Genomic DNA, 25759 nt, shown 5'->3' with positions numbered 1-25759 from the left:
TTTCTATCATTTGTTCAAAATACGAGAATAATTAGTCCTATAAAAATTTAAACCGATAATTCTTTAAACTGGATACCTAATGCTTTTTGAATTTCATGAACACGTTGTAGCTCATTAGGTAAAATTAATGCAATAGACCGCCCCGTTTTACCAGCTCTGGCGGTACGTCCACTTCTATGTGTGTAATATTCTAATTGTTCTGGCAATTGATGGTGGATTACAAAAGCTAGATTATTGACATCGATACCTCGAGCAGAAACATCTGTAGAAACCAATACTTTTAACGATTCGTTTTTAAAGGCTCGCATAACTTTGTCGCGTTCTTTTTGTTGCATATCACCTTCTAAAACATCTACTGCAAAACCTTCATCACGCAATATTTGAGTCAAGTTCTTGGCACCTGCTTTGGTTCTACAAAAAATAATGCCACGTTGCTCATTAAAATGATCCAACAATCCCGTTAATACATTCTTCTTTTCTTTTAAGCTTGTTGTTATAAATTGATGTGTAATATTGGCATTCACCAAACTATTTTTATTGACTTCAATTTTAACAGCTTTTGGTGACATATAGGTTTTTACAATACGCTGAATTTCTTCAGGCATTGTCGCCGAAAACAACCAAGTAAACCGTTTACCAGTTGTGTATTTTAATATTTTATTTAAATCTTGTTTGAAGCCCATGCTTAACATCTCATCGGCTTCATCTAGCACCAAAGTTTTAATGTTTTTTATATCAATTTCGCCACGTTCAATAAAATCTAGCAATCTGCCAGGTGTTGCCACAACAATGTGTGTTGTACGTTGGAGCCTTTTTATTTGTTTGTCTATTTTCTCACCACCATAAACACCTTCAGCAAATATTTTTGAATCACAATATTTCGTGAATTTAAATAACTGCTTTTGTATCTGCTGAACTAACTCTCTTGTTGGTGCCAAAATCAACGCTTGTATTTCTGAATTATCAGGATTAATTTGATGCAATACTGGTAAACCATAAGCAGCTGTTTTTCCAGTACCAGTTTGAGCCAAACCAATAAAGTCGGTTTCATTTTCTAATAAAACTGGAATTGTTTCCTTTTGTATTTCTGTTGGTGTTTTAATATTAAGCTCTTTTAATGCTTTAACAAACTCTTTTCTAACACCTAAATCTGCGAATGAACTCATAATCTAAAAATTGAAATGCAAAGGTATAGTTATTATTAAGCATTGCTCTATGGTATTTCAATTATATTTGCTTTATACTGGTGAAATTAGCATGCATAAAAACAATAAACATCATGAGCCTTATAATTTCTTGGCTTTATCTAAAGCAAATCCTGCTTTAAAACCTTATGTTTTTAGTAACGACTATAATAATCAAACGATTGATTTCGCTGATTCTCAGGCAGTTTATGAACTTAACAAAGCTATTCTGATTTTAGACTATAATCTAACGGATTATCAACTTCCCAAAGGCTATTTGTGTCCACCTATACCTGGACGTGCCGATTATATTCATCATTTACATGATTTATTAAATGTTGAAAACGCAACTATAATGGGTTTAGACGTTGGTGTTGGAGCAAACTGTATTTATCCTATTCTAGCCTCTCAAATTTATGATTGGAAAATGGTTGGTACGGATATCAATCTTGAAGCTGTAAACATAGCAAGCCATAACGTAAGTCTAACAAAAAGCTTATTAGATAAGATTGAACTCCGTCATCAAGAAAATCCGGCTTTTCTTTTTACAAATATCATAAAACCCAATGAATACTATCATTTTACCATGTGCAACCCGCCGTTTCATAGTTCTGAATCTGAAGCTTTAAAAGCCACAAAACGTAAGTGGAAAAATTTAAAAGGTAATACGGCTTCAGAATTAAATTTTGGTGGACAAGCCCATGAGTTATGGTGTAATGGTGGTGAAGCCCTTTTTATCAAACGTATGATAAAAGAGAGTGTGCAATTTAGAACGCAAGTAGGATGGTTTACAGCACTAGTTGCCAAAGGTTCTCATTTACCAAAACTTCAAAAGCAACTTGACAAATTAAAGACTGAACATCAGATTATAAATATGGCTCAAGGTCAAAAACAATCCCGAATTTTGGCTTGGCGATTTAATGACTAATTAAACTTGTGTCAATTCGAGTGAATTTACTGATTTTATAGCAGTAAATTTGTATCGAGAATAAGGTTTTATAAAATCTAAATAAGTTCTCGATACAATTTTTCGTGCCTCAAAATCACTCTAACCGACGATTTATAGTTTTTTAATTGTTCTACTGAAGAAATTCATAATAACCACATTTTAAATAAGCCCCTTCTGGAAAACCAATTGGATGGTCAGTATCGTGTTGTGTTTTTAAAACAACTTTAAATGACCGTTTTGAAGCTTTTAATACTTGTTGATTAATATCAAAAAACGAATCGGCTAAAATACGTGATGAACATGATGCTAAAACCAATAATCCTTTTTTTGCAGTGAGCTTCTCTCCTAGTCTAGCAAGCTGTGTATATTTCTTTTTGGCCAGTTGAATTTCAGATTGTTGCTTGGCAAAACTTGGTGGATCAATCACTACTACATCATAGGTTTTTCCGGAATCAATAAGTTTTGTCATTTCATGAAAAGCATCTCCAACAATGGTTTTATGTTTTCCAGAATAGTTATTTAGTTTACCGTTTGTAACAGCAATTTCTAAAGCCTGTTTACTAATATCCAAACTCGTAACTTCTTTAGCTTGATTAGCTAAAGCATGAATTGAAAACCCACCTGCATACGAAAAGACATCTAGAACAGTTTTTCCTTTGCTTAATTCACCAACACGTCTGCGATTATCACGATGGTCTAAAAAATAGCCTGTTTTATGACCTTTAATGACATTAGCCGAAAAGTGAATGCCATGTTCAACAAACTCAACAACATCGTTTTTCAGTTCGCCATAAATGACTTGACCATCAAAAAAATCTGAATTCGATTGTTGAAGATTTCTACTCAATCGTAACACTACTGTCTCTACTTTTGAAATCGTTATTAAGCTATCAATAATCGTTCTTAAATACGGAAACCAAATTTCAGAATAGAGTTTGACTACTAATACTTCAGCATAAACATCAGCTATAAGTCCAGGAAAGCCATCATTTTCACCAAAAATAAGACGATAACTATTGGTATTTGTTTTTAAAAGGGATTGACGTTTCTTAAAAGCTTTTTCAATTGAAGTACTAAAAAAAACAGCATCAATTTTTTGAGAACCACCATGATGCAACATTTTTATTCGTATTGGTGAATCGGCATCATACAAACCAATACCAATAACAGAATCATCACGTTTTCTGAAAACAATACAAATATCACCAGATTCTCCTTCCTTGTTTTGCTTAACAATACTATTTTCAAAAACCCACGGATGGCCTTGTAGTACGCTACGTTCACCATTGCTATTGAGTTTAATAGCGAGTCGTGATATATTATTCTTATATTCCGGAATACTTCTTAATTGATTCAAGAGTCTGTTTTTAATAAGATCAAAAATAGAAAATGCACAGCAAACAATAGCCTACTGTGCATTTTATATTATTTAAAATTAATTATTCTGAAACTATAGGATTTCCAAAAATATCCAATTCAATAACTGTTTTACCTAGTCTTTGAACTTCGTCCCATTGAGTAGCTTTATCACCAACCACTACATATATCATATCATCTTCAACTAAATATTTATTGATAATGTTTTTATAATCGTCAACTGTCATAGCGATCAATTCCTCTTGGTCTTTTTCAATATAGTTCAAGGCATAACCATATTTACTGATATTTCGTAAAATGGCCAACTTGGCTCCTAAACTTTCGTAGGCTCTGGTATTGGCTTTTAATAACTTGTTTTTGGTTAACTCTACTTCTTCTTCGCCAAAACTTTCCGCGTAAGTTGCTAGCATCTCTTCAATTATTTCTAAAGATTTTAAAGTGGCATTAGCACGAACACTAGAACGAACTGTATAAGGTGCAATTTCTAAACTATTTCCAACTCCTGAATATGCACCATAGGTATATCCTTTTTGAATTCGCAAGGTCTGAAACAAGCGACCACTTGAACCACCTCCTATAATTTCATTGGCAAAATCCAAATTATTGGCTTCTGGGTTTTTAGCAGATAATGCCAATTTACCAATATATAATACCGATTGCTTAGAATCTGGAACATCTATAAAGAACAGCAAATCTTTTTTGTCGTTTCCAGAAATGGCGTAATCGCTGATTTCTGGAGCAGTGCCTGTCCAATCGTTTAAAGTTGCTAAAACAGTTTTTGTTTTGTCAGATGTGATAGCTCCTGCAATATGAAAAGATGCATTTGATGGTACTAAATTATTATAGTACGCTTTTAAATCATCCATAGAAATGTTCTTTGCCGTGTTTAATGTACCACTTCCTGGAACCGCAAACGGATGACTATCACCATATAATAACTTATTATAGGCTAAACCAGCTATTGCATTAGGATTGGCTTCACGACCTTTCAATCCAGTTTCTAAAGCTTGTTTCAATCTTGTGAACTCCTTTTCGTCCCAACGTGGTTCTAAAATAATTTCTTTAACTAACGCAATGGTTTCTTCAAAGTTTTTAGTTAAACAAGACCCTGTAATATGAAAATCTTCATTGGCGCTATACATTCCAATACTAGCACCCAATAAACCTATTGCTTCCTCTAATTCAGCAGGTGTTTTAGTAGCTGTACCTTCCATCATTAAATCGCTCAAAAGACTAGCGACTCCAGCTTTACCTTCTGGGTCTAACAAATGACCTCCAGGAATGGTAATATCGAATTGTACCAATGGTATTTCATTATTTTCTATACCATATAAATTCATACCATTGTCTAATTCAGCAGTCCAGATTTCTGGCATTTTGAATTTTGGTAAGTCACCAAAAGGTGGTTCGCTTCTATCGTACTTACTTGGCGTTTTTTCATATTCTGCTTCCTCACCTTGGCTGACTTCTTCATTGGCTACATTTTGCTTAACTTCTTCAATCCAAACGGTTGCTTGGTTTGAACCTTCAACAGCTAAATCTAATTGTCCTTTTGGAACAACACTAGTCATCACAAAGTTCTTATCTTTAATATATTGGTTATAAACACGCATCACATCTCCTGCAGTTACAGCATTGGTAAGTTTAGCGGTTTTTGTGATATAGCTTGGATCACCACCAAACTCATTATCTTGACCTAGTTGAAATGCTTTATTTAAAACTGTACTAATTCCTTGGTAGAGGTTGGTCTCCAATTCTGCTTTAATGCGTTTGAGGTCACGATCATTGACGCCCTCTTTTTCAAATTTTTCAAATCCATTATTAATAGCAGCCTTTACAGAATCTAAATCTATACCTGCATTTGCTCTAACACGGAAAATAAATTCACCAGCTAACTCGCTACTGTATTGATAGGTTCCAATATTTGGTGCTAATTTTTGTTCTTCTACAACCGTTTGATATAAAGGTGATTTTTTACTACCACTTAATAATTGACCCAATATTTGTAGAGCATATGAATCTTTATGATATTCCTCAACCGTAGGGAAAACCATTCGTAATTCAGGTAGCTTGGCAAAGTTATCTTCAAAGTATAGTGATTTCGTTTCTTCTAAAGTCACCGGCATTGGGTCTTGTTTTTCAACCTCTGGTCCACTAGGAATTTCACCAAACCATTTTTCGACTTGTTTTTTAGTTTCATCAAAATCTATATCACCAGCAACAACCAGAGTTGCATTGGCTGCACCATAATATTTATTATAAAACTCTTTGACATCATCAATAGTAGCAGCCTGTAAATCCGGCAAAGATCCGATAACCGTCCAATTATATGGATGCCCTTCTGGATATAAATTTGAACGAATAATTTCGTCGGTATAGCCATATGGTGCATTATCAACACGTTGGCGTTTTTCGTTTTTTACAACTTGCTTTTCGCGTTCTAATGCAGCTTCTGTAACTGTATTAATCATGTATCCGAAACGATCAGAATCAATCCACATGATTTTTTCAAAAGCATCTTTAGGCACGACTTCATAATATACCGTATAGTCATTAGAAGTACCACCATTGCGGCTTCCTCCCCATTCCGGAATCATTTTTCTGTTGGCACCAACGGGAACATTTTCAGAATCGTTAAAACTCATATGTTCAAAGAAGTGCGCAAAACCTGTTTTTCCTGGTTTTTCACGATTAGAACCTACATGCATAATCGTAGCAACCGCCACAATAGGATCACTTTTGTCCTGATGCATAATAACTTCCAGTCCATTATCTAAAGTGAATTTTTCATAGTCTATAGTAAATTCGTTTTCAGCGTCTTCTGCGTGTGCTAATTTATTGTCCTCTTTACAGGAAACAACAATTAAAAAAACGGCTAAGAGACTTAATTTTAAAATACGCATGGTTTAATATGTTTGATTGAAAATTTAACTTAATCTATAAATGTCAAACTTTTATCGATAGAACACCTAAAAATATAGTATAATTAACATTTTTTTATACATTTAGACAAAGTTAAAATATGCGAAAAATTACCCAAATTATAGGTTTTTTCTTAATGATTTTGAGTTTCCAAACGCAAGCTCAACAATCAGTAGCTAGAGAATGGAATGAACAATTGTTAGATGCTATTAGAAATGATTTTGCCAGGCCAACCGTCCATGCTCGAAATTTATTTCATACATCGATGGTTATGTATGATTCTTGGGCTGTATTTGATTCACAAGCTGAAACCATTTTTCTAGGCAAAAATTTTGGCGGATATATCTGTGATTTTAACGGTATTGATTCACCAAGCGATGTGGCATCTGCAAGACACGAAGTTATGAGTTATGCCATGTTTAGATTGTTGAATCATAGATTTCAGGACTCCCCAGGTTCTGCAGAATCGCTTGCAGCTTTTAGTGATCATTTTGCATCCTATGGCTATGATGACACATTCGCTTCAACCGATTATAGTTCTGGTTCATATGCCGCTTTAGGAAATTATTTAGCCAGTGAAATTATTGCTTTTGGACTTCAAGATGGTGCCCACGAAGAAAGTGGCTATAACAACTTATTTTATTCCCCTCAAAACCCACCTTTGGTTTTGGAACTCTATGAGGATATTACTGAAATTGATCCTGACAGATGGCAACCACTAGCCTTTGACGTATTTATTGACCAAAGCGGAAATGTCTATCCTTTAAACACGCCAGATTTTGTTAGCCCAGAATGGGGAGAGGTCGTTCCCTTTAGCTTATCACCGGAAGATTTAGAAATTTTAAATAATGGTTTTGATAGTTATATATATCATAATCCGGGTACCCCTCCATTTATTCAAAATTCAAGTGAGGATGGTTTTGACGATCCTTACAAATGGTACTTTTCGCTTGTTGCTTCTTGGTCTTCACATTTAGACCCAGATGACACAACCATGATTAATATTTCTCCAAACGGTATTGGAAATGTAGATATTAATAATTTCCCACAAACTTTTGAGGAATATCGTGCTTTTTATGATTATATGGAAGGTGGTGACCCAGGTGCAGGCCATAATCTAAATCCCTATACCAATGCACCATATGCGCCTCAAATGGTTAAAAGAGGAGATTATGCTCGTGTACTTGCAGAATTTTGGGCAGACGGACCTGACTCTGAAACACCTCCTGGGCATTGGTTTACTATTATGAATTACGTGAGTGATCATCCTTTAATTGAAAAAAAATTCAATGGTCAAGGTCCTGTTTTAAGTGATTTAGAATGGGATGTGAAATGTTACTTGACTTTAGGTGGCGCTATGCATGATTGTGCTGTGTCCACTTGGGGTGTTAAGGGATACTATGATTACATTAGACCTATATCAGCTATTCGCTATATGGCAGGAAAAGGTCAGAGCACTGATGAATCATTACCCAATTATGATCCTCATGGCTTACCATTGGTGCCAGATAGAATAGAACTTATAGAATCTGGTGACCCGCTTGCAGGTTCTGGTGATGAGAATGTAGGGCAGATAAAGATTTTTGCTTGGAAAGGACCAGATTTTATTGCTGACCCAGATACTGATGTTGCTCACGTCGATTGGATTTTAGGAACACATTGGTGGCCATATCAAAGACCAACATTTGTAACGCCTCCTTTTGCAGGATATGTATCAGGGCATTCAACATTTTCTAGAGCTGGTGCTGAAGTTTTGACTTTATTGACAGGTGATGCTTATTTTCCAGGTGGTATGGGAACTTTTGAAGCACCACAGAATGAGTTTTTAGTTTTTGAAGAAGGTCCTTCTGAATCCTTAACTTTACAATGGGCAACATACAGAGATGCTTCTGATCAATGCAGTTTATCACGCATTTGGGGTGGTATTCACCCTCCTATTGATGATATTCGCGGCCGTATTATTGGTGAAGAAATTGGCATTGAAGCTTTTACTTTGGCCTCTCAATTTTTTTCTGGTACTTTAAGTGTTGAATCTTTAGAGGCACAAAACAATATTGCCGTTTATCCTATTCCTTTTGAAAGTGAATTACATATAAAGCATGAATTAAACGAAGAAACAACCTATCAAATTCATAGCCTAGATGGAAAGCTTGTCTATAAAAGTAGTTCTAATAATAACGTTAGCCAATTGGATTTAGGACATTTACAAGATGGTATTTATATTTTAAGACTAATTGATTCTAAAGACGATACTGTAGCTATTAGAAAAATAGTAAAACGCTAAAATTATTGAATTATAATTTTTTTGGAAATGGTCTGATTAACTGAAGAAATCTTAAATAAATACATCCCGGAACTGTAATTAGACAAATCAATACTATTTAATCCAGTAATTAATTCTTTATTTAGTAATGTTTTGCCATTAGTGTCGTAAACTACAAGTTTTGATTTTGACTCTATGGTTTTAATATTCAAATAATCAACAACAGGATTCGGGTATATTTCAAAGGTCATTATCTCTTCTAAAGTATCAGTAACAGATAAAGCATTGCAAGCACTTTCGTCCGTGACAAAATTTGATGAACTGTCAATATCCCAATCAGATAGGAAACTGGCACTACTATCATCAACATAAATACAAGTTAAAGCTGGATTATTTAAGGTATTAAAATCTGAAATATCACTGTTGTTCCCGTTTCTAAAATCAATACTTTCCAGTTCATTAGACGCTAGCCTTACATATTTTAATTCATTGTTATTCGTTAAGTCAATATCTCTTAAATTATTAAAACTAGCATAAAACAATAATAATTCTGGAGCGTGAGAAAGATCTAGTTCCTGAATACTATTATTGTTACAAAGTAAACGACGCATTGATGTATTGGAGGTAATATCTAATTCATTAAGCATGTTTCCGCTTACATCCAAATATGTCAAGTCTAAACAATTGTCAACTGTAAAGCTGGTTATGTTGTTTTGACCACAGGAAATAGTTTCAAGTAAAGTGTTATTTGAAATATCAAGTGAATCCAAATCATTGTCACCACAAAACAAAGACTCCAAAAGGATGTTTTCTTCCAAATTAAGATCAGTTAGAATATTTGAATAGCACCATAATACAGCTAAATCTATATTATTGGTAACATCTAATTCACAAATATTATTAAGGTTACAAGATAATACCACTAAATCTAAATTATTCGAAACATCAAGAACGTCTAATTGATTGTTACTTACATAAAGTTCCTTGAGATTCAGGTTTTGAGAAACATTTAAATCTGTAAGGCTATTATTTTCAATATCTAAAACTTCTAACTCTAGATTATATTGCAAATCCAAATTTGCAATATTATTATAATAACTGTATAAGTATTTCAGGTTTACAAAGGCTTCAATTCCTGATAAATCAGTAATGTTTTTACTAAAAATATTTAATGTAATAACACTTTCTGCATCAGTATTGAGAATATTACCATTTAGACCATTCGTGTCAATATTATAATCAATAAGCGCTTGCTCAAAACTCACATCTGGAATGGGTGTAGTTTGTGCCACAACATTAAAACACAGCAAAATAGCTACACTAAAGGTAGTTAATAGGTTAGGTTTTATAATAGGTATTATTGAGGCCAAGACTATAATTTAATGTATATAGAGCATTAAAAGTATTATTAAATAGTTTTCATAAAGATAATATTCGTTATGCGTAACTTTTTATCGTTGAGCGACTTAATTCAACAAAAATTGAATTTGTTTTTTATAATAGTTATTTGTTAAAATGTTAAATAATAATATATTGAATTGTACTTTTGCAGCAATCAAATTAAAGAATAACAAATGCTTCCATTTTTTAGAGTTATTGCCCTTTTAGAAGGCGTATCATACATTCTTCTATTATTTATAGCTACTCCAGTCAAATATTTTTTAAATGAGCCTAAATATGTTAAATTACTGGGTATGCCACATGGCATCTTATTTATTATGTATATCATTTTGGCCGTAATTGTTGGCTCTAATCTAAAATGGAACAATAAAACCATGCGTACTGTTTTATTAGCTTCAATTATTCCATTTGGTACTTTTTATGTTGACAAAAAATTCTTGAAACAATAGACTATGAAAGACATTCAATGTTTGTTTTATGATTATTTAGTTTCAGTAGATGTAAGCCCAGATACAGCCAAATATTTGAATATGCTTGTGCTGCTTGTGGCTTTATTTGTTATAATTTTTATAACTGATTTTGTTACTAGAAAACTATTAATAAATGCTTTTAGTAAGTTTTCTGAACAATCCAAGACACATTTTGATGATTTATTGGTTAATCACAAAGCTCCTAGAAATATAGCTCATATTGTTCCTTTAATTTTAACCATCAAACTGTTCCCTTTTGTTTTTTATGACTTTCCGCATTTTGAAAGTTATATCGTAATGATCCTAAAAGTGTACGGTATTATTCTTACGGTTTGGATTATAAGAAGTATTTTAAAAACTTTTGAATCCTATTTTAAAACCCTTCCACGCTTAAGGGATAAACCTATTGATAGCTACATTCAAGTAGTCATGTTGTTTGTATGGATTATCGCTATTGCTTCCTGTCTTGCAGTATTAATTAATTTATCTTTTATTAAGTTTTTTACTACGTTAGGCGCAGCTTCGGCCATACTATTATTGATATTTAAAGACACTATTTTGGGTTTTGTGGCAAGTATTCAAGTGGCTGTAAATGATAGTGTTAGAATTGGCGACTGGATTACAATGGAAAAGTATGGTGCAGATGGTGATGTTATTGAAATTAATTTATCAACCGTTCAGGTTCAGAATTTTGATATGACTATTACTCATATCCCAACATTTGCGCTCATAACTGACTCCTTTAAAAATTGGCGTGGTATGCAGTCATCTGGCGGTAGACGCATAAAACGTGCCATTATACTTAAAGCAAAAAGTGTTCATTACCTGACTAATGAAAAAATAGAGAACCTTAAAAAAATACATTTAATAAAAGATTATTTAGATCACAGACAAAAGGACATTAATAATTTTAATGAATCTAATGAAATTGATAAATCGACTCTAATAAATGGTAGAAATCTGACCAACATTGGCGTTTTTAGAAAATATCTTCAAAGCTATGTAGAAAATCATTCAGCAATAAATAAAGATATGTTTATAATGGTCAGACAGCTTGCTCCAACTGCTCATGGCCTACCCTTGGAAATTTACGCTTTTAGTAGTGATAAACGTTGGGAAAATTACGAGTACATAATGTCAGATATTTTTGATCATGCTTTATCTGCTGTACCATATTTTGATTTAGAAGTTTTTGAACTATCAACTACAATTGATTCACCTGAAAACTAAAATTAGTTTTCTAGTCTATCTTTCACAAATTCTACTTTAGTTTTTCCATGAGGTTTTGGCTTACCATCTTCACCTAAATTTACCATGATGATTCTATCAATGGTCAATATAGTTTCACGAGTCATTTTATTTCTGGCTTCACAACGCAATGTAATTGAAGATTTTCCAAAATTTACCACTTCCATACCCAACTCAACTATATCGCCTTGCTTTGCTGAACTCATAAAGTTTATTTCGGATACAAATTTGGTAACAATATGCTTGTTTTCTAATTGAATTAAGGTGTACAATGCGGCTTCTTCATCTATCCAAGCTAGCAATCTACCGCCAAACAGTGTGCCGTTAGGGTTTAGGTCTTCTGGTTTTACCCATTTTCTAGTGTGAAATCTCATAAGCTATAACAATGTTTGTTGTGAATTTTATTATCAGGTATTTTCAATTTATGTCTTAATTCAGTATTTAATTTTTTAATGAAATGAGTCGCGAGTAATGGTGAAGCCTTTTCAATATTTTGATGTATGAAGAAATCAATTTCTTTGATTCCCTGTTCTTGCCACTCTTTCAGTCTGAAAACCCAATCATCCAATCTGGTATAATCACTAGAATGATTGGTTCCTACAAAGCGAACAAATGTTGTTGCATTAGTTAAACGCATGTGCATTAAATCACGTCTTCCTGAAGTATCAACAATTACGTTTGAAATATTATTGGTTTCCAATAAGTCATACAATTGATTTGAAACCACTTCATCATTATACCAATCTGTATGTCTGAACTCTATGGCTAAAGCAACTTCTTTAGGCCAGTTTTCCACAAAATTCACAACCCTGTCAAAATCTTTTGGCGCAAAATTATTATGCATCTGAAGAAAGATAGTACCTAATTTTTCTTTGAGGTTTGAAGCATTATATAGATAATTTTCTACAACAGCATGTACATCATTCAAACGTTTCCAGTGACTAATTTCTTGATTGAGTTTTGGGAAAAATTTAAAACCATCAGGCGTTTTTTTATACCACGTAGCAAATTGTTCAGCCGGAAATATGCGATAAAACGTTGCATTTAGCTCAATAGCATTAAATTGATTTGAATAGTACGCTAGTTCATCTTTGGTTCCACGCGGATAAAATCCCTTCAAGTCGGCTCTATTCCATTTGGCACAGCCTACGTATATATCAGGAACATTATCATCCTTAACCTTATTGAGCACACTTGCCGTATCATTATGATCAGGTTTAAGGGTAAAATCTATATCTCCTGGATTATCGACGCTTCCAAACTTCATTTTTCAGGTTTTAATCAAAGATAGTTGTTACTTGTCATTCTATGAAATACTTCAAATAATTAAGCTTGATTTTTGAATTTGTAAAATTTATTGTTGATAACGCTGTTAATATTCTAATTCCACATGGCGTTATTAAGCTATTTGAATTTATATTTTTATTAAAACTTATACCATGAACCGATCTGCAAACCTATTAAAATGCCGTCCAGAAATTGCTTCGGCATTATTTTTTGATTCTATGAGTCCTGATGAGCGTTTTCAAAACGAAACCTTACGACCAATTATTAAGCTTCAAAATGATTTGTTTATTGAAGTTTTCAAAAATTATGTAACAAAGCATAAAAATGTTTTTTATGACTTGTCTGTCCAAAAACAAATTGACTATGTTGAGAATGCCATACATAAGGATATGAAATTTAGAAATTCATTAAAAGGAATGGTCATTGGACAGTTTACAGTTGAAGAATACCAATTTTACGTTACCAATTCTTCAGCATTAAACAAAAGGATGATGAATATTGTTAAGGAACGATTAATAAGTAATATTCAGGCTTTCCATTCATTGGTTGCATAAATGACACTCAAAGAACAATTATTGGCAGTTTGCTATAATCATGCAAATAAACGCATAGCAAGTTATAGAGATGAAATAGAAACCATTAAGGAGTCTATAGAAAACAATGATAAAAGTAGTGATGATGATGACGATTCAGGTAACGGCAAACTTTTTAATGATTTAGAAAAAAATGCCAACTACTTGAGCGAAGCAAACAAAATGCTGGACACATTAAAATTAATAAATTCCAAGGCATCTCATTCACATGCGGTTTTGGGAAGTATTGTGAAAACAAATTCTAAAACATTCTTTATAGCAACAAGCATTGGTGCCATTGAAATTGAAGGCAATACCTATTTTGGCATTTCTCTGCTATCTCCTATAGGTCAATTATTGAAAAGTAAAGTTGTAGGCGATACCATTGAATTTAACGGTGATTCACAAACCATAATTGATATTAAATAATAGATTCTCCATTTAGATTGGTAGTAAGTACATCGCTCATGTAGTCAAAAAACGGTCTAACTGTTTGAAAAGAATTATTCACATCTTCCAAAAAGCTAGCAGATAATACTTCAGTATCCTTGTATTTTTTTGTAAAAATGAATTGTTTTTTCCTAATTAAATCAATATCTGGGTGGTTTTTGTCAAAATCTCTTGGTGCCGATTTAAGTTCATCTCCAACTAATTCGCCCCAAACGTTTGCAAAGGTCTTATTAGAAAGAATTGCTCGCATTTCTGAAGCATCCATTTCAAATTCTTTACGCAGTCGTAGTAAATCATCTTTATTCGGCTCCCAAAATCCTGTAGCTATAAACGATTCATTATTTGGCTGGATATGTAAGTAATAGCCACCTCGAAGTTCTGGTTTCCTTCTATTGAACGAGCCTCCAAAATGTGTTTTGTAAGGCTGTTTGTTTTTTGAAAAACGCACATCACGATAAATACGAAACATTTTAAATCCATCAACATCATCATGAATACTTAATGCATTGAACAACTCTTTGTAAAAAGCCTTGACTTCTGCCTCTATTGCTTTGAATTCTTTTTTGTTGTCATTAAACCAATCACGATTATTGTTTTTTTCCAGTTCTTTAAGAAAATCTAAAGTTTGTTTTGATATTGTTTTCATATACCATTTTAATTTAGATAAAGTTATAAAAAAAAGCCTCAATAAAATTGAGACTTTTTTTTGTGATAAATTGCTAATTATTTAGGTGTTTTAATTGACATAAATTTGGTAGTCAACAATGAATTTGAATCATTGTCATAATATTCAACTACAAAACTTCCATCACCATCAAAATAACCAATTCCGGAATATTCCTTATTGTTAAAGATATAATATCTGCCGTCAAGAGTTGATCTCATGGCATTGGCATATTCACCTTTAGCGTTCTTTTTAGTTACGGTAAATCCATTTGCATTTTTCACAAAATTGTATTCTTTACCATTTTGAATGTAGGAAACCAATTCAATTTCAGAATCATAAAACGGATCATTATCATTATCAATTTCAATGGTTTTGGTAACCATTTTATCACTGTTCATCACTCTGGCTTGGTTTACTTTATCAGCATCAGCTTTATCGAGCTTAACTTTCTTTTCCTCTCTGGTAGTTACTTTGATTTTGTTTTCAACAACTTCTTCACCGTTATTGACTTTTACAGTTTTTACTTCTGTTGTTTCAGACATGCTTCTAGGCTTATCTTGTGCATAGAAATTAGCTGAAATTAAAAATATACTGATATAAATTAAATTTTTCATTGTTTTAAATTTTAAAGGTTAATAATTCTTTTAAATACTATTGGTTATCGTCGGTAGCATCATCAACTGCGTCCTCAACATCTTCTGCAGCTTCTTCAGCGGCTTCTTCAACATCTTCAGCAGTTTCTTCGACTGCTTCCTCAACAGTTTCTGCTGATTCTTCGATGTCTTCACCAACACTATCCATAGTTTCTTCTACTTGCTCATCTGCTTTTTTTTCATCTCTACATCCTGTAAATACAGTAGATAATGTAAAAAGAAAAGCAAATGCTACTATTATTTTTTTCATGTTTATCTTTTATTATGGTTATCCAATTTGTTATTACAAACTTAATGTCATTTGAATGATATTGTTTGCTGTATTCGTTTGATTACTGACTCAATAGATTAATTGTCAGAGAATTGCTCTTGAAATTTTGCTGGATTTTCAAACGCTAACTTATTGTTAAACTCAAGAGTTCTAATTGGGAATGGAATATTAATACCTTCTTTATCATATGCTTTTTTAATTTCAATAATTGCTCGTGTTTTGGCACGTAGCTTTTCGAGCATACTCTCGGCATCAATCCAAAAACGGCATAAGTAGTTAATGGAGCTGTCACCAAATTCAGTGTAATAAAACTCAACATCATCTGGGCTTTCTACTTGATCAAAAGATTTAGCAATAACTTCTTTGGTTAGAGATTCTACTTTTTCCAAATCAGATTCATAACCTACGCCACATTCTAAAAACACACGCATTCTGGTTGTTAATGAATAGTTTTTTAATGGGTTTTCTAAAATCATTTTATTTGGAATGACAACTATATTATTATCCGCTTCTTTTAAGGTGAAATCCTTCATATTAATGTCCATAACTTCTCCAGAATAACCATTGGTTTCAACCCAATTTCCTATTTGAATCTTTTTTCTAAATGATAAGATGATTCCAGAGATTGTATTGGAAAGTGTACCTTGAAGCGCCAAACCTATTGCTAAACCTGCCACACCTGCACCAGCTAATAATGATGTAAGTGCTTTATTTAGATTCATAATTCCGAGGGCTAGAAATAATCCTGCAAGTACTACAATAACAGCCGTTATTCTAGAAATCATACTACTTACAGATTCTTCTTCAACTCTCTTATCTACCAATCGTTTTGTCAATTTGTTGACATATTTGGCAATAAAATAAGCCGTAACCAAGACAATGATAGCTAAAACAAAGTTTGGTAAATATTCAATGATGGTATTAAACCAACCTTCTAATTTAAGTACTAAATTGTTAAATGCTTCTGCTAATTGCTCTTTCATTATTTCGTTTTTAAGTGGTTAATTATTCTTTTACAATTTGGTTTAGGCTTCTACTGGTGTTTTGTTTAAGGAGTCTTTAGTATCTTTTGTCCAAGCGTTTAACATCCAGCTTGTTTTTTCTAACTCTCTAATGTAAGCACCAATTAAATCTATAGTACCTTCATCTGAAACGGCTTCAGCTTTTTCAATAACTGCACTCATTTGCTTGAGTAAAATTTTATGATCATTTAAAGTCTCTTTAACCATATCAACATCGGTTTTTAAATCATCTTTTTCCGTAATAGCTGATGCTTTAAAATAATCTTTAAATGTGCTCATAGGGTGAAATCTTAAGGTAAGAATACGTTCTGCTATTTCGTCAATTTTGACTTTGGCATCATTATACATCTCTTCAAATTTATTGTGTAAGTCAAAGAAGTTTTGTCCTAATATATTCCAGTGATTACTTCTTAACTTTTGATAATAGATATGATAGTCTGCTAGTAGTGTATTTAACTCTACTACTACAGGTACTAATTTTTCGTCTTTCATATTTAAATAACTCATGTTTTTGTTTTTTTGGTTTATAAATAATTACACTTATAAACTAGGAGCTAAATGAAGAATGTCAAGTGGTTTAACAGCCTTTAACGATATTTAGATTTATTTAACTTAAATTATGTTAAAGAAAATATCCAACTGTTAATCAATTTAACAGGAAACACTACTGTTTTTGTTATAAAAACTCCACTTTATTGAGTATTAAACCAGAAGCTGGCGCAATAAAATTTATAGGAATATTATGGTTTGGTTTTAAGCTTTCTGCCACATCCTGAAGATCCAATTCACCTTTACCTACTTGAATAAGTGTGCCCATCATCAACCGTATTTGATTGCGCATAAACCCTTTACCTTTAACACGTAAAACAAAAGATTGCTTTGGAAAAAAATTGGCAGTAAAAAGATTGTTTTCAACAATCTCACAGACGATTATCTCTCTGTTATAGATACCGTTATCAGTAGCTTTATAACAATATGATTTTAAATAGTGCTCACCCTCAAAAAGCTTTGCCGCTACTTTCATTTTTTCAATATCCAACTCGTCAAGAATAGTTGTCATAATAGGTGCGCAAAAAGGATGAAATTTATTACCAAATGCGAAAACATATAAGTACTCCTTGATTTTAGAGTCCTGAATAATATTAAAATCTTTAGTTACTTGAACAATACTCAAAGCACGAATATCTTGAGGTAGGTTAAAATTGAAAAGCTCTAAAAAATCATCTAGATTGTCTATTTCATGATATAAAAACAATTCGAAGGCAGCCTCATTGGCCGAAACCATAGCATCTGTTCTGCCAGAAGTAAGCGTTTTAAAACTTTTGCCCTCTAAAATATAATTAAAGGTACGATCTATCATTAAGTGAAGTGTTTTAAGATTAGGTTGTTTTTGCCAACCATGAAATCGATACCCTAAATACTGGCACTTTATCAGATAATAATAGCGTTTTTGCTCGAACAAGTAGTATGAATTTAAAAACTGGTCGAAATTACAGCATTTTAAGAATATGGCAAATTTTTTATACATTGTAATATATTAACTAACTAAATACTTCTAAAATGACTGAATCAAACAAACCCGCAATCTGGTTTTGGATTGTTAGTATCGTTGCTCTTTTATGGAATTTAATGGGTGTAAATGCCTATATCCAACAAGCCTACAGAACAGAGGCTGTTATGTCTCAATTGACAACTGAACAAATAGCACTTCTAGATGCCAGACCTGCTTGGGTCACTGCCTTATTTGCAATTGCTGTTTTTGCTGGAGCTTTAGGATGTTTATTGCTTTTGTTACGTAAAAAACTCGCTACTTCAGTATTAATTTTATCATTTTTAACAGCGACAATTCAACAAATATGGTGGTTTACTTCAGATGGTCCATCTTTAATGGATCAGTTTTCTGGTACGATTATGCCAATAATGATTATTGTTGTTTGTGCTCTACTAGTGTGGTTTTCAAGAACATCAGCGGCCAAAGGTTGGATTTCATAAATCTTTCATATAAACAATTAAAAAGGCACTAGATTTAAAAACTAGTGCCTTTTTTTTAATACATTTTCCACATCGGACAGCTTAAAACCTTTTGCCTGAAGTAGAATTAAATAGTGAAATAGTAAATCGGCACTTTCATTTAAAAATAAGTCATCGTTTCTATCTTTAGCCTCAATTACTGTTTCTACAGCCTCCTCTCCTACTTTTTGTGCGATTTTATTAATTCCGGCAGCAAATAAGGATGCTACATATGAAGATTTTTCAGAAGCATTATTCTTTCTGTTTTCTATTATTGTTTCTAATTCTGTAAAAAAGCCATAATTTGAATTGTTGTCTTCATTCCAACAGGTATCACTTCCTTTATGACACGTTGGTCCTTCTGGTTTTACTTTTATCAATAAGGTATCGCTATCACAATCTGTTTTTATGCTGACTAGATTTAACAGATTACCACTTTCTTCACCTTTAGTCCACAAGCGTTGTTTACTTCTGCTAAAAAAAGTTACTAATTTTGAATCCATTGTTTTTTCTACAGCTTCTTCATTCATGTAGCCAAGCATGAGAACCTTGTTGGTTATATTATCTTGAACAATTGCCGGAACAAGTCCGTCATTATTTTTATTAAAATTTATATTCATAGTCTAACTGCTATTTTATTCTTTTTCAATTCTTTTTTTAAATCTATAATATCTATTTCGCCAAAATGAAACACACTAGCCGCCAAGGCAGCATCTGCATTCCCATCTTTAAATGTTTCAACAAAATGTTGTTTTGTTCCTGCACCTCCTGAAGCAATTATTGGGATATTAACCAATTGCGATAATTTAGACAAGGCATCATTAGCAAATCCGGATTTAGTGCCATCATGATTCATAGATGTAAATAGGATTTCTCCAGCACCTCTTTGCTCTACTTCTTTTGCCCATTCAAACAGGTTTAATTTTGTTGGAACTGTGCCTCCAGCTAAATGAACAACCCACTCATTGTTTACTTTTTTAGCGTCAATGGCTACCACAATACATTGACTTCCAAACTTATTAGATAATTCATTTATTAAATGAGGATTTTTGACAGCCGACGAGTTCACAGAAACCTTATCTGCACCCGATTTCAATAGTATGGCAACATCTTCAACAGAAGATATTCCACCACCAACCGTAAAAGGTATATTGATTTGCTCAGCTACTCTCAAAACCATATTTCGCATGGTTTTGCGACCTTCGATAGTAGCAGATATATCTAAAAACACCAATTCATCGGCACCCAGTTCTGCATACTGTTTGGCTAATTCAACAGGATCGCCAGCATCTCTTAAATCAATAAAGTTGATTCCTTTTACTGTCCTTCCGTTTTTGACATCTAAACACGGTATAATTCGTTTTGCTAGCATTGATTAAAAATAGCGTTGAAGTTCTTTTAAATTAATCTTGTTCTCATAAAGAGCTTTTCCTACAATTACAGCTTCACAGCCTATTTCGTTTAGTTTATCAATATCTTCAATACCAGAAATACCACCCGAAGCTATTAGTTTTAAGGTTTGACCTTTACTTTCGTTCATAAAGCTCTCTAGAATCTCATTATATAATTCAAAAGAAGGACCACTTAACATACCGTCTTTATTAATATCCGTACAAATAACGTATTGTATTCCTTTCTTTTGATATGATTTTATAAATGGAATAATTGATCGATCGCTAGTTTTTTGCCAACCATGAATAGCTATTTTTTTATCTAAACAATCTGCGCCCAGAATTATTTTCTCGCGACCATATTTAGAAATCCATTCTTCAAAAATATGAGGATCTGAAACTGCAATACTACCTCCAGTTATTTGTTTAGCACCTGAATTAAAGGCAATATGCAAATCTTCAGTACTTTTTAAACCACCTCCAAAATCTACCTTAAGGTTCGTTTTTGAGGCAATTTGTTCTAATATTTTATAATTAACAATATGTTTAGCCTTTGCACCATCTAAATCCACAACATGTAAATACTTGACACCTGAATCTTCAAATGTACGCGCAATTTCAAGTGGGTTTTCATTATAAATCTTTTTTGAATTATAATCACCTTGGGTCAATCGTACACATTTGCCTTCAATGATATCTATTGCTGGTATTATTCTCATTCTCTAATATTTATAAAATTTTGTAATAGTTGTTGACCTGCTAAGCTACTTTTCTCTGGGTGAAACTGAACACCGTAAAAATTATTTTTGTGAAGTGCAGTTGCATAACTTAATTCATAATTTGTTGTGGCAATCGTTTGTTGGCAGTTAATAGCATAATAACTATGAACAAGGTACATGTATTCTTCTTCTTTAATGTTGTTAAACAGATTTGTTTTTAAATTTTGAATTGTATTCCAACCCATTTGAGGTACTTTCACTGAATTTGTAAATCGTTTAACTCTCGTATTAAAAACACCAAGTCCATTGGTATTTCCTTCTTCTGTTTCCAAACACATTAATTGCATACCCAGACAGATACCTAATACGGGTTGTTTTAAAATTGGAATTAATTTATCAAGCCCACTTTTTTTAAGCTCTGTCATAGCTGAACTGGCTTCTCCAACTCCAGGAAATATGATTCTATCTGCAGTTTTTATTCGGTTATAATCATTTGAAGCTATGGCTTCTAAACCAAGTTGCTGAAAGGCAAATTGAATGCTCTTGATATTACCTGCTCCGTAATCAATTATTACTACTTTCATTATAAAACACCTTTAGTTGAGGGTAAAATCATTTTTTCTATATCTCGTTTCACTGCCATTTTTATGGCTTTAGCAAAAGCCTTAAAAATGGCTTCTATTTTATGGTGTTCATTAATACCCTCTGCCTTAATATTTAGATTACATTTAGCACCATCAGTAAATGACTTAAAAAAGTGCATAAACATTTCTGTTGGCATTTTACCAATCATTTCGCGTTTAAAATCGGCTTCCCAAACCAACCAATTTCTTCCACCAAAATCTATGGCTACTTGAGCTAAACAATCATCCATTGGTAAGGCAAAACCATAACGCTCTATGCCTAGTTTCTTTCCTAAAGTATCAGCAAATACTTCTCCCAATGCTATTGCCGTGTCTTCAATGGTGTGATGTTCATCAACTTTCAGGTCACCAATAACCTTGATGTCTAAATCTATTTGACCATGTCTTGCAATTTGGTCAAGCATATGATCAAAAAATGCTATACCAGTATCAATTGAACTTTGTCCTGTACCATCAAGGTTTAATTTGATTTTTACCTTTGTTTCGTTTGTGTTTCTTTCAATAAAACCAGTTCTAGCATCTACTTTTAAGTAGGTATAAATAGACTCCCAATCGTTACTTTCTAAAGCAATAAATGGATTCAATTCTTCACGTTTTACTGTTATTTCATCGGTTCCAAGATTTGTATGATCATTTATAAAAATACCTTTAGAACCTAAATTTTTAGCCAATTCCATATCTGTTAAGCGATCGCCAATTACAAAGGAGTTTTGTAAATCGTATTCTTTTGATAAATATTTAGTTAGTAAACCTGTATTTGGTTTTCTTGTAGGTGCATTGTCTTTGGCAAAGGTTCGGTCAATAAATTGCTCATCAAACCTAATGCCTTCATTTTTGAACGTTTCAATTATAAAATTGTGAACAGGCCAAAAGGATTCTTCAGGAAAAATAGATGTTCCTAAACCATCTTGATTAGTAATCATGACAGTTTCAAAGTCTAACTCATTGGCAATTTTACTTAAATATTGAAATACCTTCGGGTAAAATTCAAGTTTTTCAAAAGCATCTATTTGCTCATCTGCCGGTTCTTTAATCAGTGTTCCGTCTCTATCTATAAATAATACTCTCTTTCCCATTACTGAATGTTTTTTAATGTTTTAATTAGTGTGTTATTTTCTATTGCTGTGCCAACGGTAAAGCGTAAACAATTTTTACAATTAGGTTGGTGTGTTCTATTTCGGACCACAATGCCATTTTCCAGTAGCTGATTATATCTTTTATAAGCATCATCCACTTTTATCAATATAAAATTTGCATCGGAAGGATATACCTTGTTAATAAAATTAACTTCGGATAACTCCTGAATTAACTTATCTCTTTCATTTAAAATAGTAGCAATTTCAGTTTTTACTATTCCTATATCTAGCAACCGATCTAAAGCTTTTTGCTGTGTTAAGGCATTAATATTATATGGTGGCTTTATTCTATTTAGTGTGGAGATAATTTTTTTTGATGCATAACAAACACCAAGTCTAATACCAGCCATACCAAAGGCTTTTGATAATGTTTGAGTCACAATTAAGTTTGGAAATTCATTAAGCCGACCTAACCAGCTTGCCTCATTTGAAAAATCAATATATGCTTCATCTATCACAACAATTCCTTGAAATGATTTTAATAGTTCTTCAACAATGCCAGCCTTTAAGCTATTTGCTGTTGGATTATTTGGTGAGCATAAGAATAAAATTTTTGAATTCGTATCAGCTTTGTCTAAAATGGCACTAATATCTGGTTGAAAATTATCATTTAGCATTACAGATTTAATTTCCACAGCATTCGTATTGGCCAATACCTCATACATACCATAGGTTGGCGGTAACGTGATAATATTGTCAGCATTTGGTTCACAAAAAACTCTAATAATTAAATCTAAAATTTCGTCACTTCCATTTCCTAAAAGAATATTATCGATTGAAATATTCTTAATTTCAGATAGTTTTGACTTTAACGTTATCTGAAACGGATCAGGATAACGATTAACGCCATTATCAAAAGGATTTTCGTTTGCATCAAGAAATATAAGATCACTAGAGAATTCCTTAAACTCATCACGTGCAGACACATATGGTTTAAGCGTTTTGATATTGTCTCGTATTAAATTATTTATGTCCATTATTGTAAATCTTTTAATCGTAGTGATACCGCATTTTTGTGAGCTTGCAGTCCTTCTGCTTCAGCCATAAGTTCGATGGCATTTCCTATATTCTGGATTCCTGACTTTGAAATTTTTTGGAAAGTGATGCTTTTAGTAAAACTATCTAGATTAACACCAGAATAGGCTTTACAAAACCCGTTTGTTGGTAAGGTATGATTCGTTCCAGAAGCATAGTCCCCAGCACTTTCTGGTGTATAATTACCAACAAACACTGAACCAGCATTTTGAATATTATTTACAAAATAGTCTTCATCTTTTGAGCAAACAATAAAATGTTCAGGTCCATATTCATTAATTAACTGAATGGCCTTTTCATTAGTATCTATATATATAGCTTTTGAATTCACAATTGCAGCTTCGGCTATTTCATTTCTGGGCAGTTGAGATAATTGGCTTTCTAGTTCTATATTTACTTTTGCTAAAAGTGATTTCGATGTTGAAACCAAAATAACTTGACTATCCGAACCATGCTCTGCTTGACTTAATAAATCTGAAGCCACAAAACTTGGTGTTGCAGAATCGTCGGCAAACACTAATAATTCACTTGGTCCAGCAGGCATATCGATTGCTATGCCATATTTTGTAGCTAATTGTTTTGCTACGGTTACAAATTGATTTCCTGGCCCAAATATTTTATACACTTGCGGAATACTTTGAGTACCAAATGTGAGTCCTGCTATTGCCTGAATACCACCAACTTTAATTAATTTTGTCACACCACATATACTAGCTGTAAACAATATTTCATCAGCAACCTTCCCTTCTTTATTCGGTGGCGTACATAAAACAATATCCTTGCAACCAGCAATATTCGCTGGAATTGTTAACATCAATACAGTAGAAAACAAAGGTGCAGTTCCTCCAGGTATGTATAATCCTATCTTATTAATTGGTCTTTTTTCTTGCCAACAAGTAACTCCGGGCATTGTATCCAATTTAACTTGAGAAGTTTTTTGGGCAGAATGGAATTTGGTGATATTGGATTTTGCTAATTGAATGGCATCTTTTAGTTCGTTTGAAACACGAATAGAAGCAGCTTCTATTTCCGAATTCGCAACAATAAATTCATCTAAATTGACACCATCAAACATTGCTGTGTACTTTGAAATTGCTCGGTCACCATTACGCTTAACATCATCAAATATGAGTTCTACGGTATTTTCAATATCATCAACAGTTTGCGTAGGTCTTAATAACAATTTTGACCAATCTTCTATTTTTGGGTTTTCTATTATTCTCATATTACCATGTTTTCAATTGAACATACTAAAATACCTTCAGCACCATTTTCTTTGAGTTCGTCAATAACATCCCAGAACTCATTTTTATTAATCACAGAGTGCAATGAACTCCAACCCTCTTTTGCTAATGGCAAAATTGTTGGACTATTCATGCCAGGCAAAATTTTAACTATGTTCTCTAATTTATCATTAGGTGCATTGAGTAAAACATATTTGTTTTGTCTTCCTTTGAGGACAGATTGTAATCTAAACTGAAGTTTCCTTAATGTTGATTGATTCTCATCAGAAATCTTTGGAGATACTGCTAAAACTGCTTCCGATTTCAAAAGCACTTCGGCTTCTTTTAAACCATTTTTAAATAAAGTACTACCACTAGATACAATATCTACAATAGCATCTGCCAACCCAATATTAGGTGCGATTTCTACCGAACCGTTTATAATGTGAAGTTGTGCATCAATACCTTCTTTTTCTAGAAATTGATTAACCGTCTTGGGATACGATGTTGCAATACGCTTTCCGTTTAAATCATTTAGAGAAGTATATGGCTGCGCTTTGGGAATAGCCACTGAAACTTTGCATTTAGAGAAACCTAATTTTTCAATTATTGAAATTCCATTTCCTTTTTCAATTAAAACATTTTCACCAATTATAGCAGCATCTACAATGCCATCTTTTAAATATTGTGGAATGTCTCCATTACGCAAATAGAATACTTCTAACGGAAAATTTCTAGCTGATGCTTTTAGTTGGTCTTTACCATTGTCAATAGAAATCCCTATTTCTTTAAGGATTTTCATGGAATCATCATGTAATCTACCTGATTTTTGAATTGCAATTTTTAATTTACTCATTTTTCTTTT

27 protein-coding genes are annotated in these 25759 nt (G+C 32.7%); 7 read left to right on the top strand and 20 right to left on the bottom strand.

What is annotated here, in order from left to right; genetic code table 11:
- Positions 1-47: 47 nt before the first annotated feature.
- Positions 48-1166, bottom strand: coding sequence for a DEAD/DEAH box helicase (locus C1S72_RS00635; protein ID WP_104733752.1), 1119 nt, complete (start codon positions 1164-1166; stop codon positions 48-50).
- A 49-nt stretch (positions 1167-1215) separates the two neighbouring features.
- Here C1S72_RS00635 and rlmF point away from each other — a divergent pair, with 49 nt between their 5' ends.
- Positions 1216-2112: a 23S rRNA (adenine(1618)-N(6))-methyltransferase RlmF gene (gene rlmF / locus C1S72_RS00630; protein WP_317045751.1), complete on the top strand. Its 897-nt coding sequence runs from the start codon at positions 1216-1218 to the stop codon at positions 2110-2112.
- Between the two features lie 151 nt (positions 2113-2263).
- Here the strand turns inward: rlmF and C1S72_RS00625 are convergent, their stop codons facing one another.
- Entirely contained in the window at positions 2264-3490 is a 1227-nt protein-coding gene (locus C1S72_RS00625) for a class I SAM-dependent rRNA methyltransferase (RefSeq protein ID WP_104733751.1), read from the bottom strand.
- An 82-nt stretch (positions 3491-3572) separates the two neighbouring features.
- Positions 3573-6413 (bottom strand): M16 family metallopeptidase, encoded by a 2841-nt coding sequence (locus C1S72_RS00620; protein ID WP_104733750.1) that lies wholly within the window; start codon positions 6411-6413, stop codon positions 3573-3575.
- A 119-nt stretch (positions 6414-6532) separates the two neighbouring features.
- Between C1S72_RS00620 and C1S72_RS00615 the strand changes: the two genes are divergently transcribed.
- Complete coding sequence (locus C1S72_RS00615) at positions 6533-8716, top strand: T9SS type A sorting domain-containing protein (RefSeq protein ID WP_104733749.1); 2184 nt, start codon at positions 6533-6535, stop codon at positions 8714-8716.
- A gap of 2 nt (positions 8717-8718) precedes the next feature.
- On the opposite strand, the gene C1S72_RS00610 is transcribed toward C1S72_RS00615, so the two are convergent.
- Positions 8719-10065 carry a T9SS type A sorting domain-containing protein gene (locus tag C1S72_RS00610; protein ID WP_162919890.1) on the bottom strand — a complete coding sequence of 449 codons (1347 nt, stop codon included), beginning with the start codon at positions 10063-10065 and terminating at the stop codon, positions 8719-8721.
- 204 nt (positions 10066-10269) lie between these two features.
- Here C1S72_RS00610 and C1S72_RS00605 point away from each other — a divergent pair, with 204 nt between their 5' ends.
- Together C1S72_RS00605 and C1S72_RS00600 are read left to right on the top strand one after the other, a co-directional pair.
- Entirely contained in the window at positions 10270-10545 is a 276-nt protein-coding gene (locus C1S72_RS00605; protein WP_104733747.1) for a DUF3817 domain-containing protein, read from the top strand.
- A 3-nt stretch (positions 10546-10548) separates the two neighbouring features.
- Positions 10549-11796 carry a mechanosensitive ion channel family protein gene (locus tag C1S72_RS00600; RefSeq protein ID WP_104733746.1) on the top strand — a complete coding sequence of 416 codons (1248 nt, stop codon included), beginning with the start codon at positions 10549-10551 and terminating at the stop codon, positions 11794-11796.
- Positions 11797-11798: 2 nt separating this feature from the next.
- Here C1S72_RS00600 and C1S72_RS00595 read toward each other — a convergent pair whose 3' ends face one another.
- Together C1S72_RS00595 and C1S72_RS00590 are read right to left on the bottom strand one after the other, a co-directional pair.
- Complete coding sequence (locus C1S72_RS00595; RefSeq protein ID WP_104733745.1) at positions 11799-12188, bottom strand: acyl-CoA thioesterase; 390 nt, start codon at positions 12186-12188, stop codon at positions 11799-11801.
- On the bottom strand, positions 12185-13081 hold the full coding sequence (locus C1S72_RS00590; RefSeq protein ID WP_104733744.1) for a DUF72 domain-containing protein: 897 nt from the start codon (positions 13079-13081) through the stop codon (positions 12185-12187). Before C1S72_RS00590 ends, C1S72_RS00595 begins: the two co-directional genes overlap by 4 nt.
- Before the next feature lie 172 nt (positions 13082-13253).
- On the opposite strand from C1S72_RS00590, the gene C1S72_RS00585 reads away from it, so the two are divergent.
- On the top strand, positions 13254-13655 hold the full coding sequence (locus tag C1S72_RS00585) for a glyoxalase (RefSeq protein WP_104733743.1): 402 nt from the start codon (positions 13254-13256) through the stop codon (positions 13653-13655).
- Positions 13656-14102: a GreA/GreB family elongation factor gene (locus C1S72_RS00580; RefSeq protein WP_104733742.1), complete on the top strand. Its 447-nt coding sequence runs from the start codon at positions 13656-13658 to the stop codon at positions 14100-14102.
- Here C1S72_RS00580 and C1S72_RS00575 read toward each other — a convergent pair.
- From C1S72_RS00575 to C1S72_RS00550, 6 genes are all read right to left on the bottom strand, one after another.
- Entirely contained in the window at positions 14095-14769 is a 675-nt protein-coding gene (locus tag C1S72_RS00575) for a DUF2461 domain-containing protein (RefSeq protein ID WP_104733741.1), read from the bottom strand. The two genes, C1S72_RS00580 and C1S72_RS00575, sit on opposite strands and share 8 nt — an antisense overlap.
- 77 nt (positions 14770-14846) lie before the next feature.
- On the bottom strand, positions 14847-15404 hold the full coding sequence (locus C1S72_RS00570) for a hypothetical protein (RefSeq protein ID WP_104733740.1): 558 nt from the start codon (positions 15402-15404) through the stop codon (positions 14847-14849).
- A 37-nt stretch (positions 15405-15441) separates the two neighbouring features.
- Complete coding sequence (locus tag C1S72_RS00565; RefSeq protein ID WP_104733739.1) at positions 15442-15693, bottom strand: hypothetical protein; 252 nt, start codon at positions 15691-15693, stop codon at positions 15442-15444.
- 98 nt (positions 15694-15791) lie between these two features.
- Positions 15792-16697, bottom strand: a complete 906-nt coding sequence (locus tag C1S72_RS00560; RefSeq protein ID WP_104733738.1) for a mechanosensitive ion channel family protein — start codon at positions 16695-16697, stop codon at positions 15792-15794.
- Positions 16698-16739: 42 nt separating this feature from the next.
- On the bottom strand, positions 16740-17243 hold the full coding sequence (locus tag C1S72_RS00555) for a Dps family protein (protein ID WP_104733737.1): 504 nt from the start codon (positions 17241-17243) through the stop codon (positions 16740-16742).
- Between the two features lie 169 nt (positions 17244-17412).
- Positions 17413-18096, bottom strand: a complete 684-nt coding sequence (locus C1S72_RS00550) for a tRNA pseudouridine synthase A (protein WP_394338512.1) — start codon at positions 18094-18096, stop codon at positions 17413-17415.
- A 200-nt stretch (positions 18097-18296) separates the two neighbouring features.
- Here C1S72_RS00550 and C1S72_RS00545 point away from each other — a divergent pair, with 200 nt between their 5' ends.
- Positions 18297-18728 carry a hypothetical protein gene (locus C1S72_RS00545; protein WP_104733735.1) on the top strand — a complete coding sequence of 144 codons (432 nt, stop codon included), beginning with the start codon at positions 18297-18299 and terminating at the stop codon, positions 18726-18728.
- A gap of 41 nt (positions 18729-18769) precedes the next feature.
- Here the strand turns inward: C1S72_RS00545 and hisIE are convergent, their stop codons facing one another.
- Genes hisIE through hisG form a run of 8 tightly spaced genes read right to left on the bottom strand, consistent with a single transcriptional unit; the run spans position 18770 to position 25750 of the window.
- On the bottom strand, positions 18770-19366 hold the full coding sequence (hisIE, locus tag C1S72_RS00540) for a bifunctional phosphoribosyl-AMP cyclohydrolase/phosphoribosyl-ATP diphosphatase HisIE (protein WP_104733734.1): 597 nt from the start codon (positions 19364-19366) through the stop codon (positions 18770-18772).
- Complete coding sequence (hisF, locus tag C1S72_RS00535) at positions 19363-20118, bottom strand: imidazole glycerol phosphate synthase subunit HisF (protein ID WP_104733733.1); 756 nt, start codon at positions 20116-20118, stop codon at positions 19363-19365. Before hisF ends, hisIE begins: the two co-directional genes overlap by 4 nt.
- Before the next feature lie 3 nt (positions 20119-20121).
- Entirely contained in the window at positions 20122-20856 is a 735-nt protein-coding gene (gene hisA / locus C1S72_RS00530) for a 1-(5-phosphoribosyl)-5-[(5-phosphoribosylamino)methylideneamino]imidazole-4-carboxamide isomerase (RefSeq protein WP_104733732.1), read from the bottom strand.
- On the bottom strand, positions 20853-21440 hold the full coding sequence (gene hisH / locus C1S72_RS00525; protein ID WP_104733731.1) for an imidazole glycerol phosphate synthase subunit HisH: 588 nt from the start codon (positions 21438-21440) through the stop codon (positions 20853-20855). The genes hisA and hisH overlap by 4 nt, the downstream gene beginning before the upstream one ends.
- Positions 21440-22576 (bottom strand): bifunctional histidinol-phosphatase/imidazoleglycerol-phosphate dehydratase HisB, encoded by a 1137-nt coding sequence (hisB, locus tag C1S72_RS00520; protein WP_104733730.1) that lies wholly within the window; start codon positions 22574-22576, stop codon positions 21440-21442. The genes hisH and hisB overlap by 1 nt, the downstream gene beginning before the upstream one ends.
- Positions 22576-23613, bottom strand: a complete 1038-nt coding sequence (hisC, locus tag C1S72_RS00515) for a histidinol-phosphate transaminase (RefSeq protein ID WP_104733729.1) — start codon at positions 23611-23613, stop codon at positions 22576-22578. The genes hisB and hisC overlap by 1 nt, the downstream gene beginning before the upstream one ends.
- Positions 23613-24896 (bottom strand): histidinol dehydrogenase, encoded by a 1284-nt coding sequence (gene hisD, locus C1S72_RS00510; RefSeq protein WP_104733728.1) that lies wholly within the window; start codon positions 24894-24896, stop codon positions 23613-23615. Before hisD ends, hisC begins: the two co-directional genes overlap by 1 nt.
- A complete protein-coding gene (gene hisG, locus C1S72_RS00505) occupies positions 24893-25750 on the bottom strand; it encodes an ATP phosphoribosyltransferase (RefSeq protein WP_104733727.1) in 858 nt (285 codons plus the stop codon). The genes hisD and hisG overlap by 4 nt, the downstream gene beginning before the upstream one ends.
- Positions 25751-25759: the final 9 nt, after the last annotated feature.

It is taken from the genome of Hanstruepera ponticola, from assembly GCF_002940745.1.
Classification (GTDB): Bacteria; Bacteroidota; Bacteroidia; order Flavobacteriales; family Flavobacteriaceae; genus Hanstruepera; species Hanstruepera ponticola.
The sequence above is the reverse complement of the archived record's forward strand: the minus strand, read 5'-3'. Positions and strand labels throughout refer to the sequence as shown.